Genomic DNA, 16,188 nt, shown 5'->3' with positions numbered 1-16,188 from the left:
CGCGCGGTCGCCGGGGTCCAATGGCAGGCATGCCGGAACTAGTGCACCTGGGAGCGGACCCGCTGCGGGCGGAGCAGGTCGTCGCGGTCGCCCGCGGCCGGGCGGCGGTCGAACTGACCGAGTCCGCGCGGAAGAACCTCGCCTCCACCCGTCAGCACATCGACGCGCTGGCCGAAGCCACCAAGCCCACCTACGGCGTGTCCACCGGGTTCGGCGCGCTCGCCGTGCGGCACATCCCGATCGAGAGCCGGGTCGCGCTGCAACGCTCGCTGATCCGGTCGCACGCCGCCGGAGCCGGGCAGCCGGTGGAGACCGAGGTCGTGCGCGCGCTGATGTTGCTGCGCCTGCGCACGCTCGCCAGCGGCTACACCGGCGTCCGCCCGGTCACCGCGGACACCCTCGCGCGGCTGCTCAACGCGGAGATCACGCCGATCGTCCCGGAGTACGGCTCGCTCGGCTGCTCCGGTGACCTCGCGCCGCTGGCCGCGGTCGCGCTGGCGCTGATGGGCGAGGGAGAGGTGGTGCACGAAGGCCAGGTCGTCCCGGCGGCGCAAGCGCTTGCGCGGGCCGGGATCGAACCGGTCGTGCTGGCCGAGAAGGAGGGCCTCGCGCTGACCAACGGCACCGACGGCATGCTCGGCATGCTGTTGCTGGCCTGTGCCGACCTCCGCCTGCTGTTCGACCTCGCCGACATCACCGCGGCGATGAGCGTCGAAGCCCTGCTCGGCACCGACCGGCCGTTCGCCGCCGATCTGCAGGCCCTGCGCCCGCACCCCGGTCAGGCGGTGTCGGCGAGCCGGATCCACGCGGCGCTCGCCGGGTCCGGCATCGTGGCGAGCCACCGCGGCCCGGACTGCCCCCGCGTCCAGGACGCTTATTCACTGCGGTGCGCGCCCCAGGTGCACGGCGCCGCGCGGGACACGCTCACCCACGTCGAACTGGTCGCCGACCGCGAACTGGCGGCCGCGGTGGACAACCCGGTGGTGCTGCCCGACGGCCGGGTCGAGTCGAACGGCAACTTCCACGGCGCCCCGGTCGCCTACGTGCTGGACTTCCTCGCCATCCCGGTCGCCGACCTGGCCAGCATCGCCGAGCGCCGGACCGACCGGATGCTCGACGTGGCCCGCTCGCACGGTCTGCCCGCGTTCCTGGCCCACGACCCCGGTGTGGACTCCGGGCACATGATCGCCCAGTACACCCAGGCCGCGGTGGTCAGCGAGCTGAAGCGGCTGGCCGTTCCGTCCTCTGTGGACTCCATTCCGAGCAGCGCCATGCAGGAGGACCACGTCTCGATGGGCTGGAGCGCGGCGCGCAAGCTCCGCAAGGCGGTCGAAGGGCTGCGGACCGTGCTGGCGATCGAGCTGCTCACCGCGGCCAGGGCGCTGGACTTCCGCTCACCGCTCGAACCCGCGCCGGTCACCGCCGCCGTCCGCGACCTGCTGCGCACCCGCGTGCCCGGGCCCGGCCCGGACCGCCACCTGGCGCCGGAAATCGCCGCCACCGAAGAACTCATCGCCTCGGGTGCTGTCACCGAGGTGGTCAACGCGACACTCGAGGAGACCCGATGAGCAGGACCGTGCGCGCCGCCCGCGGCACCGCGCTGACCGCGAAGAACTGGCAGAGCGAAGCCGCGCTGCGGATGTTCCACAACAACCTCGATCCCGAGGTGGCCGAGCGGCCGCAGGACCTGGTCGTCTACGGCGGTACCGGCAAGGCCGCCCGCGACTGGGCCAGCTTCGACGGGATCACCCGCGGCCTGACCACCCTGGACGAGGACGAGACGCTGCTGGTGCAGTCGGGCAAGCCGGTCGGCGTGTTCCGCACGCACGAGTGGGCGCCGCGGGTGCTGATCGCGAACTCGAACCTGGTCGGCGACTGGGCCACCTGGCCGGAGTTCCGGCGCCTGGAACAGCTCGGGCTCACCATGTACGGCCAGATGACCGCGGGTTCGTGGATCTACATCGGCACGCAGGGCATCCTCCAGGGCACCTACGAGACCTTCGCCGCGGTGGCGAAGAAGAAGTTCGGCGGTTCGCTCAAGGGCACGCTCACCGTCACCGCCGGACTCGGCGGCATGGGTGGCGCGCAGCCGCTCGCGGTGACCATGAACGACGGGGTCGCGCTGGTCATCGAATGCGACCCCGAGCGTGCCCGGCGTCGGGTGGAGACCCGATACCTGGACGAGGTCGCCGACGATCTGGACGACGCGATCCGCCGGGTCACCACGGCCAAGAAGGACAAGCGGGCGCTCTCGGTCGGCGTGATCGGCAATGCTGCCGAGGTACTGCCGGAGCTGCTGCGCCGCGGCGTCGAGGTGGACATCGTCACCGACCAGACCTCGGCGCACGACCCGCTCGCTTATCTGCCCAAGGGTGTCGCGGTCGACGACTGGGCCGACTACGCGGCCAAGAAACCCGACGAGTTCACCGATCGCTCGCGCGAGTCCATGGCCGACCACGTCGACGCCATGCTCGGTTTCCTCGACGCGGGCGCGGAGGTCTTCGACTACGGCAACTCGTTGCGCGGTGAGGCGAAGCTCGGCGGCTGCGACCGCGCCTTCGACTTCCCCGGCTTCGTGCCCGCGTACATCCGGCCGTTGTTCTGCGAGGGTCAGGGCCCGTTCCGCTGGGCCGCGCTCTCCGGCGACCCCGCGGACATCGCCGCCACCGACCGCGCCATGCTGGAGTTGTTCCCGGAGAACGAATCCCTCGCGCGCTGGATCCGGCTCGCCGGGGAACGCGTCGCCTTCCAGGGACTTCCGGCGCGGATCTGCTGGCTCGGCTACGGCGAGCGGCACCTGGCCGGGGTGCGGTTCAACGAGATGGTGGCCAGCGGTGAGCTGACGGCGCCGGTGGTGATCGGCCGCGACCACCTCGACTCCGGCAGCGTGGCTTCGCCGTACCGGGAGACCGAGGGCATGGCCGACGGCTCCGACGCGATCGCCGACTGGCCGCTGCTCAACGCCATGGTCAACACCGCGTCCGGGGCCAGCTGGGTGTCGATCCACCACGGTGGCGGGGTCGGCATGGGACGCTCCATCCACGCCGGGCAGGTCTGCGTGGCCGACGGCACCGAGCTGGCCGGGCGGAAGATCGAGCGGGTGCTGACCAACGACCCGGGCATGGGCGTGATCCGGCACGTGGACGCCGGGTACGAGCGGGCCGCCGAGGTCGCGGGCGAGCGCGGTGTGCGGGTGCCGATGAAGGAGACCGAATGACCGCGTCCGGACTGCTCGACCGCATCGCCGACGTCGGGCGCGACCGCGCGCGCGGCGGTTATTCACGGCATGCGTTCGATTCGGCCGAGGGCGAGCTGCGCGAGTGGTTCATCGCCGAGGCCGGCTGGCTGGACCTCGAAGTGGAGACCGACCGCAACGGCAACATCTGGGCCTGGTGGGGTTCGCCGGGGCCGGACGCGACGGTCACCGGCAGCCACCTCGACTCGGTTCCCGGCGGCGGCGCGTTCGATGGTCCGCTGGGGGTGGTCAGCGCACTCGACGCCGTCGGGATCCTGCAGCGCAAGGGGTTCTCGCCGGCGAAACCGTTCGCGGTGGTGGTGTTCGCCGAGGAGGAGGGCGGCCGGTTCGGCGTGCCGTGCCTCGGGTCGCGGCTGCTCACCGGCTCGATCGACCCGGACAAGGCACGCAACCTGCGGGACCCGGACGGCAACACGCTCGCCGACGCGGCCTCGCGGGCGGGCTTCGACCCGGCTCGGTTCGGGCCGGATCCCGAGGCGTTGTCGCGGATCGGGCGGTTCCTGGAACTGCACGTCGAGCAGGGGCGCGGCTTGATCGACCTGGGCGCGCCGGTGGCCGTCGGCAGCACGGTGATCGCCCACGGGCGGTGGCGCTTTTCCTTCCAGGGGCAGGGGAATCACGCGGGTGCGACGCTGCTGTCCGATCGCCACGACCCGATGCTCCCGGCGGCGCTGACCATCGGCGCGGTCCGCAAGCTCGCGGCGTCGGTGCCGGACGCGCGGGCGACGGTCGGCCGCCTGGTGCCCACGCCCGGCGGCACGAACGTCATCGCGTCCACAGTGGACCTGTGGTTGGACGCCAGGGTGCCGGGCAGCGGGCTGACCGAGGCGTTGGTCGAGGAGATCGCGGGTGCCGCGGAGGAAGCCGCTGCCGCGGAGGGCTGCACGGTGAGCGTGACCAAAGAGTCCTATTCGGACACGGTCACCTTCGACAGCGGCCTGCGGGACCGGATGTCCGGGGTGCTCGGCGGGGTGCCGGAGCTGCCGACCGGTGCCGGGCACGACGCGGCGATCCTCGCGCCACACGTCCCGTCGGGGATGCTCTACGTGCGTAATCCGACTGGGATCAGCCATTCGCCGGAGGAGTTCGCGGAGGCGGCGGACGTCGACGCCGGTGCCCGCGCGCTCGCCGACGTGCTGGAGAACGTGGCGAAATGACCGCGTTCTGGTGCGAGCGAGCCTGGTTGCCCGACGGGGTCGCCGAAGGGGTGCTGCTGGAGGTCTCCGGTGGCCGGATCGACTCGGTCACGCCGGGTGCGCCGAGAACCGGCACGGTGCTCGGCGGGCTGACCGTGCCCGGCATGGCGAACGGGCATTCACACGCGTTCCACCGGGCGCTGCGCGGGCGGACGCACCACGATCGCGGCACCTTCTGGACCTGGCGAGAGCGGATGTACGCGCTCGCCGGACGACTGGACCCGGACAGCTACTACCGCCTGGCCCGGGGTGTCTACGCGGAAATGGTGCTCGCCGGGTTCACCAGCGTCGGCGAGTTCCACTACCTGCACCACGCGCCCGGCGGAAAGCCCTACGACGACCCGAACGAGATGGGCCAGGCACTCGCCCGCGCCGCCGTGGACGCCGGAATCCGGTTGACCCTGCTCGACACCTGTTACCTCGCCGGGGGATTCGGCGTTGATCTCGGGGAGCACCAGCTGCGGTTCAGCGACGGCGATGTCGACGGCTGGGCCGTGCGCGCGGGAACGTTCCGGCCCGAGAGCGAGCTGGTCCGGGTGGGTGCGGCCGTGCACTCGGTTCGCGCGGTGCCTGCCGCGCAGCTGCCGGTGGTGGCCGAATGGGCGGGGGAGCGGCCGCTGCACGTCCACCTGTCCGAGCAGCGTGCCGAGAACCAGGATTGCTTGGGCTACCACGGGAAAACACCGACCGCCCTGCTGTCCGACGCCGGGGTGCTGGGACCGTCGACGGTCGCCGTGCACGCCACCCACCTGACCGACGCGGACATCGGGCAGCTCGGCCGGACGCACACGCGTGCGTGCTTCTGCCCGACCACGGAACGGGATCTCGGCGATGGCATCGGCCCGGCACGCGAACTCGCCGACGCCGGGGTGCGGCTGAGCCTGGGCACGGACAGCCACGCCGTGGTCGACGCCTTCGAGGAAACCCGGGCGCTGGAGCTGAACGACCGGCTGCGGGCGGAGGCGCGTGGCCGGTTCACCGTGGAAGAACTGCTGGCCGCGGCCACCGACCACGAGGCGATCGGCTGGGGCGAATGCGGTCGGCTGGCGCCGGGCGCGGCGGCGGACTTCGTCACCGTGGACCTGTGCTCGGTGCGCACCGCGGGCGCCGAGCCGGAGGGCGTGTGGTTCGCGGCTTCGGCGGCGGACATCACCGACGTGGTGGTGGCCGGGCGGTCCGTGGTGCGGGAGCGCACGCACCAGCTGATCGAGCGCCCGCAAGTGGAACTGGCCGAGGAGATGGAGAACCTGTGGCGAGCACCCTGATCACCGGCATCGCCGAGCTGACCACGAACACCGGCGAGAAGCAGCGCGACGTGTCGGTGGTGATCGAGGACGACCGGATCGCGTGGCTCGGCTCGGGCACGCCCGCGGCCGACGAGCGGGTGGACGTCGGCGGTCGCGCGGTGCTGCCCGGCTGGGTGGACAGCCACACGCACCTGGTCTTCGCCGGTGACCGGACCAGCGAGTTCGAGGCGCGGATGGCCGGGAAGCCGTACACCGCGGGCGGGATCTCGGTGACGGTCGAAGCGACGCGGGCGGCATCGGACGAGGCGCTGGCGGCGAACCTGGTCCGGCACGCCGACGAGGCGGCTCGGCAGGGCACGACCTGCCTGGAGACGAAAACGGGCTACGGCCTGAGCATCGAGGACGAGGAACGCTCGGCGAAGATCGCCGCCGCGGTCGCCGACGAGGTCACCTTCCTCGGCGCGCACCTGGTCCCGCCCGGTGCGGACGCTGAGTCCTATGTGGACCTGGTGTGCGGGCCGATGCTGGACGCGGTCGCGCCCCACGTGCGCTGGGCGGACGTGTTCTGCGAGACCGGCGCCTTCGACGAGGAGCAGACGGGCCGCGTGCTGACCGCGGCCGCGGCCAGAGGGCTCGGACTGCGGGTGCACGGCAACCAGCTGGGCGAGGGGCCAGGGGTGCGGCTGGCCGTCGAGCACGGCGCGGCGAGCGTGGACCACTGCACCTACCTGTCACCGTCCGATGTGGACGCTCTGGCGGGGTCCGCGACGGTGGCGACCCTGCTGCCCGCCTGCGACCTGTCCACCCGCCAGCCGCTCGCGCCCGCGCGACGGCTGCTCGACGCCGGGGCGACCATCGCGCTGGCGAGCAACGCGAACCCGGGCAGCTCGTACACCACCTCGATGGCTTTCTGCGTGGCGACGGCGGTGTTGCAGATGGGCCTGTCGATCGACGAAGCCGTCTGGGCCGCGACGGCGGGCGGCGCTCAGGCCTTGCGGCGGGACGACGTCGGGTACGTGCGCGAAGGAGCCCGCGCTGACCTGCACGTTCTCGACGCGCCGTCGGTGACGCACCTCGCCTACCGCCCAGGCGTTCCGCTGACCTGGGCGGTGTGGCGCCGCGGGGTTCAGTGGTCCAAGTAGTGCAGCGCGTCCATTTCGGCGGCCTGCGCGCGGGCTTCGGTGACCGACTTCGGGTCCAGGCGGCGCAGGGCACCCACCAGTAGCTCGCGATCGCCGTTGCCGATGTGCGCCAGCAGGTCGAACAACGGCCCCCACAGGCGGTGGCGGGCGGCGGCCGCGGCGAGGCCGTCGAACCGGTTCACCGGCAGCAACGCGATCAGCTGGCCCACGCGTGCCTTGTCGTCGAGCACGAAGGCGGTGAGCAGCAGGGCGGCGTCGTGCAGCAGCGGCAGCGCGGCTTCGACGGTGGCTTCCGGCAGGTGCCCGGCGAACCGGCCGATGGTGATCCAGTCCTCCCTGCGCACCAGTTCGGCGATCACGTCCAGCACCCGCGCGAGCGGCAGGCCGCCGAGAATGAGGCTGCCCCGGCGTGGATCCATCTCCACCATCACGTCGGCGACGAACCCGGTGTTCAGGCGCCTGGCCACGTCGATCGTCCGCTCGAGGTCCATCACGCCGGCGACCCGCGCGCACAGCAGCGGACCGTAGGCGCGCTCGGCGACCTTCGCCGACACCGCGTTCGGCACCAGCCTGCTCGCCGACGCCAGCCGCTGCAGCATCGGCAGATCCGCGTCGAACAACGCGTCGCTCATGCGGGTGCGCAACTTCCGCAGCTCGCGGGCGTCGACCTTCTCCAAAAAGGACAGGCGCGTCTCGTCGGCGCCCAGCAACCGGGCCAGTTTCAGCACCTCGGCGTGGCTGTCGAGCGCGGTCACAGCCCGACCGCCCGGCGGACCGCGCCCCGCAGCAGCGCGGGCACGTACTTAAGGCCGTCCTCCACGGCTCTCACCAGTTCCGCCGACTGCCTTTGCCGCGCCTCGCCGAAAACCTCGCCGAGCAGGGCTTTCTCCTCTTCGGACAGGGCGTCGATCCCGGCGGGCAGTGCCCCGCCCAGCTGGCCGGCCAGGCTGTGCTTCGTTGCCATCCCCGCATCATGCCGGAAACGTGGCGGGTTTACCGTCACCCCATGGCACCGGAGATCGAAACTTCGACCATCACCGTCGGCCCGCTGTCCGCCTACCTCGCCCGCCCGGCCGGTGGCAGCCGGCGCGGAATGCTGCTGCTGCCGATGATCACCGGCATCGGGGAGCAGGTCCGGGAGTACGCCGGCCAGCTCGCCGAACGCGGGATCACCGCGCTGACCTGGGATCCCTGGCACGGCCCCAGCAGCGACGACACCCCGCCCGACCGGCTCAAGGAACTGCTGGACCAGCTCGACGACGAAACCTCGCTCGGCGAGCAGACCCGCCTGCTCGACCACCTGCTCGGCGAACTCGGCTGCGCGAAGGCCGGGGTGATCGGCTGGTGCCTCGGCGGCCGGTTCGCGCTGCTCCTCGCCGGTCGTGACCAGCGGCTGGCCAGTGCCATCGCCTACCACCCGACGGTCCCCGGCGACACCCCGCCGAACCACACCGCGGACGCCATCGAGCACTGTTCGCGGATCACCGCGCCGGTGATGATGCTGTACCCGGGTGCCGACTCGCTCGTCCCGCACGAGCGTTTCGCGCAACTGCAGTCCGCGCTCCAGGCACGCGAGACGGGCGCGAGCATCATCCACGTCTACCCGGGCGCGGAACACGGCTTCAGCAACCGCACCCGGCACGGCAACCCGGTCAACGTCGACGCCTACGCGCTGTCCTGGCCGCAGGTGCTCGACTTCGCCGACGTCACCACCGCCTGAGATGGACGCGCTGCTGCTGACCTACGGGTCCCAGGGTGACGTGCAGCCGTTCGTGGCGCTGGCCAGGGCCCTTCGCGCGGCCGGGCACGGGGTCCGGCTGGCCGGGCCCGCTCGCTCGGCGAACCTGGCCGGGGACCTCGAGTACCGGCCGATCACCGACGCGCTGATCGAAGCGGTCGACACCGACGAGGTCCGCGAGGCCAGGGACAGCGGCAAGGGAGCGGGAGCGGTCGCGCGCTCGCTGGGCGCGGTCAAGGCCGCCGCGCGCGAGGCCTTGGACGACAGCTGGGCGGCCGCGGCGGAAGGCGCGGATGTGGTGGTGCACCACCCGATCACCGCCGGGAACCACGTCGCCGAGAAGCTCGGGGTGCCGTCCGTGCTGGTGTCGTTGTTCCCGACCAACGTGCCGACCAGCGAATTCCCCTGCGCGACCGCGCCGGTGCGCCTGCCCAAGGCGCTCAACCGGCTGACCTACCGCCTCGACGGGCTCGCCGGACTGGCCCTGCGCGGCACGATCGACGACTGGCGTGGCTCGCTCGGCCTGCCGAAGCGCCGAGGTCGTCACGACTTCCTCCACGCGCCGAGCGGCGAGCACGTGACCGTGCTGAACGCCTTCAGCAGGCATGTCGTGCCGCCGCCCGCCGACTGGCCCGCTGCGGTGCACACCACCGGCTACTGGTTCCTCCCGGCGGATCCGGCGTGGACCCCGCCCGCCGAGCTGACCGCGTTCCTGGCTGCCGGTGCCCCGCCGGTGTGCGTCACCTTCGGCAGTCTGGTCGGCGCCGACCCGGCGCGGACCGCGCGCACGGTGCTCGCCGCCGTCCGCGCCGCCGGGGTGCGCGCGGTGCTGGTCGCCGGTTGGGGCGGACTCCAGGTCGACCAGGTGCCGGACGACGTCCTGGTGGTGGAGCAGGTCCCGTACGACTGGCTGTTCCCGAAGGTGGCCGCGGTGGTCAGCCACAGCGGCGCGGGCACCAGTTCCGCGGCGGCCGCGGCGGGCCGTCCGCAGGTGGGCATCCCGATGGACGTCGAGCAGCCGATGTGGGCCGCCCGTCTGCACGGCCTTGGGGTCGGTCCGGCGCCGATCCCGTACGGCGAGCTGGCCGAGGACGCGCTCGCGGCGGCGTTGCGTGCGGTGACCACCGAACCCGAGTACGCCCGGCGGGCCGCTGAACTGGGTGCACTGATCGAGGCCGAGGGTGGTGCGGCCGAAGCGGTCGCGGTGCTCGAACGCCGGATGAGTTGACTTTCGGCAGTGTTGCGGGCCGTCCGGCGGCCAGTAGCGTTCGCGGCGTGCACGACGAGAAACGCGGCAGGTGGCAGCGGCTGCGCGACTTGTTCGTCTGGATTTCGCTGTGCGTGCTGGTGACCTACGAGAGCCGGACCGCGGCCATCCCGGCCGAGCTGGTCTGCGGGCTGCTGGCGATCAGCGTGGCGATGGCGGCGGTCTGGCGGTTCCCGCTGCTCGCACTGGCCGTGGCCTGCGCGTCGAGCGTGACCGTGCAGTTCAACTTCGGCGGCCGGGTGCCGTTGTGGCCGATCCTGCTGATGCTGGTGGTCGGGTTCTTCGCCGGACGCCGGGTCACCGAGGTCCGGCCGTCGCTGCTGGTCTTCGGCGGCGTCGCGCTGGCCATCCTGCCGGCGTCGGTGCTGATCAGCGACGAGGTGCTGGCCGGGTGGGGCGCGACGGTGGCCACCATGGGCTGTGCCGCGGGGTTCACCTGGCAGATGGGCCGGTACTTCCGGCTGCGCGAGGACCTGGTGCGCAACGGCTGGGAGCGGGCCGAGCAACTGGAAACCCAGCAGCGGATCGTCGCCGAGGAAGCCCGGCTGCGTGAGCGCGCGCGGATCGCCGCGGACATGCACGATTCGCTCGGTCACGAGCTGAGCCTGCTCGCGTTGCGGGCCGGTGCCCTGGAAATGGCGCCCGAACTGCCGGAGAAGCGGCGGGCCGAGGTCGGAGAACTGCGGCAGAGCGCGGGCATGGCCACCGAACGGCTCCACGCGATCATCGGCGTGCTGCGTGAGGACGCCACCGCGCCGATGGAGCCGGTCGGCGAAGACATCGGGGCACTCGTGGCGCGGGCCAGGGCGTCCGGGCTGCACATCGACGCCGACCTGGCGCAGGCGCAGGACGTGCCGCCGATGGTGGACCGCGCCGCCTACCGCGTGGTGCAGGAGGCGCTGACCAATGTGGCCAAGCACGCGCCGGGGGCCGCGGCCGAGGTCCGCGTCAGCCACACCGACGGCGAAACCGTGGTGTCCGTGCGCAACGACCCGCCACCGGCGGGCCCGTTGCCGGGCAGGCCGGGTGGCCGTCGCGGCTTGACCGGCTTGCGGGAGCGGGTGCGGCTGGTCGGCGGCACGCTCGAAGCCGGACCCGGTCCACGCGGGTTCGAAGTGCGCGCGCGGCTGCCGCACGACGCCGCGCCCACGGCGGAGAGCACGGCGACCGAAGCCGAACGCTCCGGTGCCGCCCACGCCCTGGATCTGGGGCGCCGCAAGGCGAACCGCACGCTGCTGGTGGGCCTCGGGGTGCCGGTTTCGCTGCTGGCCATGTTCAGCGGGCTGAGCGCGACCTTCTACACCCACGACTGGTTCACCTCGAAGCTCGACGCCACCGCGTTCCTGCGCATGGAGCTCGGGCAGGAGCGGGCCGACCTGGCGCCGGTGCTGCCGTCGCGGCAGAAGCAGTACCGCGCGAAGCTGCCGGAGCCGTCGATCCCGGCGGGCGCGGTGTGCGAGTACTACAGCACCGACGAGAACCTGCTGGAGTTCAGCGACCACCTGTACCGGCTGTGTTTCCGTGACGGCAAGCTGGTGGGCAAGGATTTGGTCGTGGATGCGGAGGGGCAGAGTTGATCCGGGTACTGGTGGCCGACGACGAGCCGATGATCAGGGCCGGGGTGGCCGCGATCCTCGCCTCGGACGAGCGGATCGAGGTGGTGGCCGAAGCGTCCGACGGCCGGGAGGCGGTCGAGCGGGTGCGGGAGGTGCGGCCCGACGTGGCACTGCTGGACATCCGCATGCCGAACCTCGACGGCCTGTCCGCCGCCGAGGAGATCCGCCGGCTCACCCCGGACACCGCGGTGATCATGCTGACCACGTTCTCCGAGGACGAGTACATCGGCCGGGCGCTGGCCGCCGGGGCGGGCGGGTTCCTGCTGAAGTCCGGTGATCCGCGTGAGCTGGTCGCCGGGGTGCGGGCGGTGGCCGACGGCGCCGCGTTCCTGTCGCCGAAGGTGGCCCACCGGGTGATCGCCCAGCTGTCCGGTGAACGCCTTTCGCGCTCGGCCGCCGCGCGTGAGCAGATCGCCACGCTGACCGACCGCGAGCGGGAAGTGCTGGCGCTGGTCGGTTCCGGACTGTCCAATGCGGACATCGCGAGCCGGCTGTTCGTGGTGGAGGGCACGGTCAAGGCGTACGTGAGCACGATCCTGAGCCGCCTGGGGGCGAAGAACCGGGTGCAGGCGGCGATCGTCGCCTACGAAGCCGGGCTGGTCGGCGACTGAGCCCCGATGCGTGGCGGCGTCCAGTCGGACATCCGGATCGAGCCGCGCACGCTCAGCCCGGCCGGGAGCAGCCGGATCAGTGAGTTGCGTGCCCTGACCGCCAGCGGGTTCTCCAGCTGCTGCCCGAACTTGCCCATCCTCGCGGAGTTGCGGGCGATGCGCTGGCTGCGTGGCCGCCGTTCGCGGTCGTAGTGCGCGAGGACGGAGTCCACGTCGTCGTACCGCGCGGCGGCCGCGGCCAGCACTACGGCGTCCTCAATGGACTGACAGCCGCCCTGGCCGAGGAACGGGGGCATCGCGTGGGCGGCGTCGCCGAGCAGTGCCACGTTGCCGCGGACGTACGACGGCAGCGGGGTGGCCAGCCAGTGGATGTCGTGGTGCAGCACGTGCTCGGTGCGGGCCACCAGCTCCGGCACCTTCGACCGCCACCCGGCGAACTTCTCGAGCAGGTACGCCTTCGGATCGTCCACAGTGGTGTGTTCCGGGGCGCTCACCGCGGCGTACCAGTACACGTCCCCACCGGCGAGCGGGACGACGCCCAGTTCGACGCCCGGCCCCATGGTCACGCCGAGCTGGACGTCGTCGGTGCGGGTGGTCACGCCGCGGAAGGCCGTCGTCCCGCTGTAGACCGGTTCGGGATGGCCGGGGTGGAGCTCGGCGCGAAGGCGGCTGTGGATGCCGTCCGCGGCCACCACCAGGTCCGCGTCCAGTTCGGCGGCCGAGCCGACGGTGGTGCCCGGCTCCAGGCAGTCGTCCGGCAAGGCGGCGAGCAGCAGGTCGAGCAGGCGGGCGCGGTGGATGCCGACCATCGGGCTGCCGAGGCTGCGTTCGAACACGGCCGCGTCCCAGCGCGTCAGCCAGCGGCCGTGTTCGTCGAGCAGGCCACCGGAGGTCTGCGGAGTCCGTAGCGGGCCCAGTTCGACGCCGAGTTCGGTCAGCGCCCGCAGCGCGTTCGGCCAGAGGCTGATCCCGGCCCCGACCGCGGTGAACCCGGGAGCGCGTTCGAGCACCCGCACCCGCCACCCCGCTTTGCGCAGGCCGATCGCCGCCGCGAGCCCGCCGATCCCACCACCGGCCACCACCGCTGAGCCCCGCATGGTCTACTCCTCTACGTCTGTAGTGACAGCGACTCTACACCTATAGAGGGGAGTGGTGATGGCGGACCGCCTGGCGGTGCTCGGGGACGCGGCGATCGAGGTGCTGGCCGAACACGGCATGCGCGGGCTGACCCACCGCGCGGTGGACACCGCGGCCGCGCTGCCGGCCGGGTCCACCTCGTACTACGCGCGGACCCGCGAAGCGCTGCTGGAACTGGCACTGACCCGGATGGCCGAGCTGGACGAGGGCGAGTTGCCGCAGGTCCAGGACACCGCGTCGGTGGCGAAGCTGACCGCGGCCTTCCTGCACGCGTCGATCACCACGGGCCGCACGCGCACGCTGGCGCGGTACGAATTCGCGCTGGAAGCCACGCGGCGGCCGGTGCTGCGGGAGATCTACGACCGGATCGGCGCCACGTACCGGACCCAGCTCAAAGCGAGCATGGCGGCCCTCGGCTCCCCCGAGCCCGACCGCCATGCCCGCCTGGTGATGGCCTGGTGCGAAGGCGTCATGTTCGACTCGCTCGCCGGCACCGGCGCCGCCACCCCGCCCACCCTCGCCGAACTGGAGCTGTCGACCGCCGAACTCCTGCGCACGCTCCTAGGCTGAATGCTAGGAGTGGGGCATTACTAGCGTTCATTGCAAGTAATGCCCCACTCATAGCATTCGACGGGGGCTAGGCGTCGCGCCGGCGCAGCAGGGTGTGGCCGAGGTGGAGGGCGGCGGCTGACCAGACGGCGCAGATCGGCAGGCCCAGCCAAGGTGGGTAGGGCGCGGGCGAACCGACGATCGGGCTGGTGCCGCTGGTCATCGCGTTCGTGCCGGCCATGCCGGGGAAGAAGTGCACCACGTCGTGCAGGCCGAGGCCGCCGATCAGGATCGGCACCATCAGCAGGAGCAGCGTGACCACCGTGATGGACCCGGCGGTGCTGCGCAGGGCCGTGCCGACGCCCAGGCAGAACAGGCTCAGCAGCGCGAAGTACCCACCCGTGGCCAGCGTGGTCTGGAGCGCGCCACCGAACGAGGTCGGCACCCCGGCACCGCTGATCAACGGGATCGCGATCCCCGCCCCGATGGCCGCGCACAAGGCCCCCAGCGCGAACGAGACCGGCGCCAGCACGGCTGCCTTGGCCAGCAGCACCCCGCCCCGCCGCGGCACCCACTGCAGGGTCGAGCGGATCGCGCCGGTGGCGTATTCGCTGGTGATGACCAGCGTGGCCAGCGTGACCAAGGCGAACTGCCCCAGGTAGAAGGTGCCGCCGATGACCGCGTCCTGCGCGGACAGTTGCTCCCCGCCGAGCCGGACGGTCAACCCGGCCAGCCCGGCGTACCCGATCATCAGCAGTGCGGCGGTGGCCACGCTCCACCAGGTAGAGCGCACCGAGTGGAACTTCGTCCATTCGGCGTGGATGGCGGCGTTCATCGGAGGCTCCTCCTCGACTGGCGGACGGCGGTGAGGCGCTCGGTGGCGAGCGCGCGGAACGGGACCACGACGGCGAGCGCGACGGCCGTGCCCAGCGCGATCCCGGCGAGCACGTCGTGCGGGTAGTGGACGCCGACGAAGACCCGGGAGAACCCGGCGAAGGCGCCCAGCAGGAGCGCGAGCGCGGCGGTGGCGGGGTGGCGCCGCCACAACGTCAGCAGGCCGACGGCGATCGCGGTGGCGATGACCGTGTGGTTGCTGGGGAAGGAGAAGTCACCCACGGGCGGGCAAGTCTCCAGGGAAACCGCCGATCCCCGGCACGGCCGGTCCTGGGCGACGAACACCTTCAGCAGCTCGCTGAGCAGGTAGGCGGTCACCGTCGCGACCGCGGTGAGCAACACCGTCACCACCACGTGGGCGTCCGCCCTGGCCCGCCAGAGGAGAAGGGCCGCGAGCCCCAGCAACGCGAGGATGGCGCCGTTGGTGCCGAGTTCGAAGAGCTCCTGGAGCAGCCACGGCGTGTCCGCGGCGACGCCGGTGATCAGGTCGTAGAGCGCGTCGCTCCAGCTCACGCGTGCACCCCGAATTCGACCGACCCCGCGGTCAGCTCCATGTACGCCTGTTCGAGGGAGGCCGTGCGTTCGGCCAGGCCGTGCAGCAGCACCCCGAGTTCGTGCGCCAGCTCGCCGATCCGCTGCACCGGCGCGCCGTGCACCACCAGCTCCACGCCATCGTCCTCAATGGACAGTCCATCGGCGTGCAGCCGCCGCGCCAGCAGCCGCCGGTCGGCCTGGCGCGGCACCCGCACCACCACCTCGGCACGCGAGTTGCCCGCGATGAACTCCGCCACCGGCGCGTTCGCCAGCAGCTTCCCCTTGCCGATCACCACCAGCTCGTGCGCGGTCAGCTGCATTTCGCTCATCAGGTGGCTGGACACGAAGACCGTGCGGCCTTCGTCGGCCAGCGAGCGCATCAGCTGGCGCACCCAGCGCACCCCGTCGGGATCGAGCCCGTTCACCGGCTCGTCGAACATCAGCACGCCGGGGTCGCCGAGCAGCGCGCCCGCGATGCCGAGCCGCTGGCCCATGCCGAGTGAGAAGGTGCCCGCGCGCTTGTCCGCCACCTCGTCCAGCCCCACGGTGGCCAGCACTTCGGTCACCCGCCGGTCCGGGATGGCGTTGCTGCGGGCCATCGCCAGCAGGTGCCACCGAGCCGTCCGGCCGGGGTGCAGCGCCTTGGCGTCGAGCAGCGCGCCGACCTCCCGCAGGGGATGGCGCAGTTCGCGGTACGGCTTGCCGTTCACCAGCGCGTGGCCGCCGCTCGGGTGGTCGAGCCCCAGCACCATGCGCATGGTGGTGGACTTCCCGGCGCCGTTCGGGCCGAGGAAGCCGGTCACCCGGCCCGCCGCCACGTCCAGGCTCAGCCCGTCCACAACGGTTTTTTCGCCGTAGCGCTTCGTCAGGCCGCGAAGCGTGATCATGTGCCCTCCAGTTCCCTTGTCCGGCACCGAGCCTGGCCCGGTGACCGGGGCCGGGGCAGTGGGCGCACGGCAGGGATCGACCCCTACTTTCGGCAGGGTTCGTGCGGCGGCGCG

At 72.2% G+C, this 16,188-nt stretch carries 16 protein-coding genes; 10 read left to right on the top strand and 6 right to left on the bottom strand.

What is annotated here, in order from left to right; genetic code table 11:
• The first annotated feature begins 29 nt into the window (after nt 1-29).
• Genes hutH through hutI form a run of 5 tightly spaced genes read left to right on the top strand, consistent with a single transcriptional unit; the run spans nt 30 to nt 6,841 of the window.
• Complete coding sequence (gene hutH, locus JOM49_RS42450; protein WP_209670527.1) at nt 30-1,568, top strand: histidine ammonia-lyase; 1,539 nt, start codon at nt 30-32, stop codon at nt 1,566-1,568.
• The gene (gene hutU, locus JOM49_RS42445) at nt 1,565-3,217 is read left to right on the top strand and encodes a urocanate hydratase (protein ID WP_209670525.1); all 1,653 of its coding nucleotides are present in this window, start codon (nt 1,565-1,567) and stop codon (nt 3,215-3,217) included. Before hutH ends, hutU begins: the two co-directional genes overlap by 4 nt.
• Nucleotides 3,214-4,413, top strand: a complete 1,200-nt coding sequence (locus tag JOM49_RS42440; protein WP_209670523.1) for an allantoate amidohydrolase — start codon at nt 3,214-3,216, stop codon at nt 4,411-4,413. Before hutU ends, JOM49_RS42440 begins: the two co-directional genes overlap by 4 nt.
• The gene (locus JOM49_RS42435; RefSeq protein WP_209670521.1) at nt 4,410-5,717 is read left to right on the top strand and encodes a formimidoylglutamate deiminase; all 1,308 of its coding nucleotides are present in this window, start codon (nt 4,410-4,412) and stop codon (nt 5,715-5,717) included. Before JOM49_RS42440 ends, JOM49_RS42435 begins: the two co-directional genes overlap by 4 nt.
• Nucleotides 5,702-6,841: an imidazolonepropionase gene (gene hutI / locus JOM49_RS42430; RefSeq protein ID WP_209670519.1), complete on the top strand. Its 1,140-nt coding sequence runs from the start codon at nt 5,702-5,704 to the stop codon at nt 6,839-6,841. Before JOM49_RS42435 ends, hutI begins: the two co-directional genes overlap by 16 nt.
• Here hutI and JOM49_RS42425 read toward each other — a convergent pair.
• Nucleotides 6,826-7,596 (bottom strand): hypothetical protein, encoded by a 771-nt coding sequence (locus JOM49_RS42425; protein WP_209670517.1) that lies wholly within the window; start codon nt 7,594-7,596, stop codon nt 6,826-6,828. The two genes, hutI and JOM49_RS42425, sit on opposite strands and share 16 nt — an antisense overlap.
• Nucleotides 7,593-7,805, bottom strand: a complete 213-nt coding sequence (locus JOM49_RS42420; protein ID WP_209670515.1) for a hypothetical protein — start codon at nt 7,803-7,805, stop codon at nt 7,593-7,595. The genes JOM49_RS42425 and JOM49_RS42420 overlap by 4 nt, the downstream gene beginning before the upstream one ends.
• 42 nt (nt 7,806-7,847) lie before the next feature.
• On the opposite strand from JOM49_RS42420, the gene JOM49_RS42415 reads away from it, so the two are divergent.
• The 4 genes from JOM49_RS42415 to JOM49_RS42400 are packed head-to-tail and all read left to right on the top strand — an operon-like array spanning nt 7,848 to nt 12,073.
• Nucleotides 7,848-8,561, top strand: coding sequence for a dienelactone hydrolase family protein (locus JOM49_RS42415; protein WP_209670513.1), 714 nt, complete (start codon nt 7,848-7,850; stop codon nt 8,559-8,561).
• Between the two features lies 1 nt (nt 8,562).
• The gene (locus JOM49_RS42410; protein ID WP_209670511.1) at nt 8,563-9,807 is read left to right on the top strand and encodes a glycosyltransferase; all 1,245 of its coding nucleotides are present in this window, start codon (nt 8,563-8,565) and stop codon (nt 9,805-9,807) included.
• Between the two features lie 47 nt (nt 9,808-9,854).
• Nucleotides 9,855-11,423, top strand: a complete 1,569-nt coding sequence (locus JOM49_RS42405; protein ID WP_209670509.1) for a sensor histidine kinase — start codon at nt 9,855-9,857, stop codon at nt 11,421-11,423.
• On the top strand, nt 11,420-12,073 hold the full coding sequence (locus JOM49_RS42400; protein WP_209670507.1) for a response regulator: 654 nt from the start codon (nt 11,420-11,422) through the stop codon (nt 12,071-12,073). Before JOM49_RS42405 ends, JOM49_RS42400 begins: the two co-directional genes overlap by 4 nt.
• Here JOM49_RS42400 and JOM49_RS42395 read toward each other — a convergent pair.
• Nucleotides 12,046-13,170, bottom strand: a complete 1,125-nt coding sequence (locus tag JOM49_RS42395) for an FAD-dependent monooxygenase (protein WP_209670505.1) — start codon at nt 13,168-13,170, stop codon at nt 12,046-12,048. The genes JOM49_RS42400 and JOM49_RS42395 overlap by 28 nt on opposite strands.
• 58 nt (nt 13,171-13,228) lie before the next feature.
• Between JOM49_RS42395 and JOM49_RS42390 the strand changes: the two genes are divergently transcribed.
• Nucleotides 13,229-13,780, top strand: coding sequence for a TetR/AcrR family transcriptional regulator (locus tag JOM49_RS42390; RefSeq protein WP_209670503.1), 552 nt, complete (start codon nt 13,229-13,231; stop codon nt 13,778-13,780).
• Between the two features lie 67 nt (nt 13,781-13,847).
• On the opposite strand, the gene JOM49_RS42385 is transcribed toward JOM49_RS42390, so the two are convergent.
• The 3 genes from JOM49_RS42385 to JOM49_RS42375 are packed head-to-tail and all read right to left on the bottom strand — an operon-like array spanning nt 13,848 to nt 16,074.
• Nucleotides 13,848-14,594, bottom strand: a complete 747-nt coding sequence (locus JOM49_RS42385; protein ID WP_209670501.1) for an ABC transporter permease — start codon at nt 14,592-14,594, stop codon at nt 13,848-13,850.
• Complete coding sequence (locus tag JOM49_RS42380) at nt 14,591-15,166, bottom strand: phosphatase PAP2 family protein (RefSeq protein WP_209670498.1); 576 nt, start codon at nt 15,164-15,166, stop codon at nt 14,591-14,593. The genes JOM49_RS42385 and JOM49_RS42380 overlap by 4 nt, the downstream gene beginning before the upstream one ends.
• Nucleotides 15,163-16,074 carry an ATP-binding cassette domain-containing protein gene (locus JOM49_RS42375; protein ID WP_209670496.1) on the bottom strand — a complete coding sequence of 304 codons (912 nt, stop codon included), beginning with the start codon at nt 16,072-16,074 and terminating at the stop codon, nt 15,163-15,165. Before JOM49_RS42375 ends, JOM49_RS42380 begins: the two co-directional genes overlap by 4 nt.
• Nucleotides 16,075-16,188: the final 114 nt, after the last annotated feature.

Source organism: Amycolatopsis magusensis, assembly GCF_017875555.1.
Lineage (GTDB): Bacteria > Actinomycetota > Actinomycetes > Mycobacteriales > Pseudonocardiaceae > Amycolatopsis > Amycolatopsis magusensis.
This window is presented reverse-complemented; position numbering and strand designations above follow the sequence as displayed.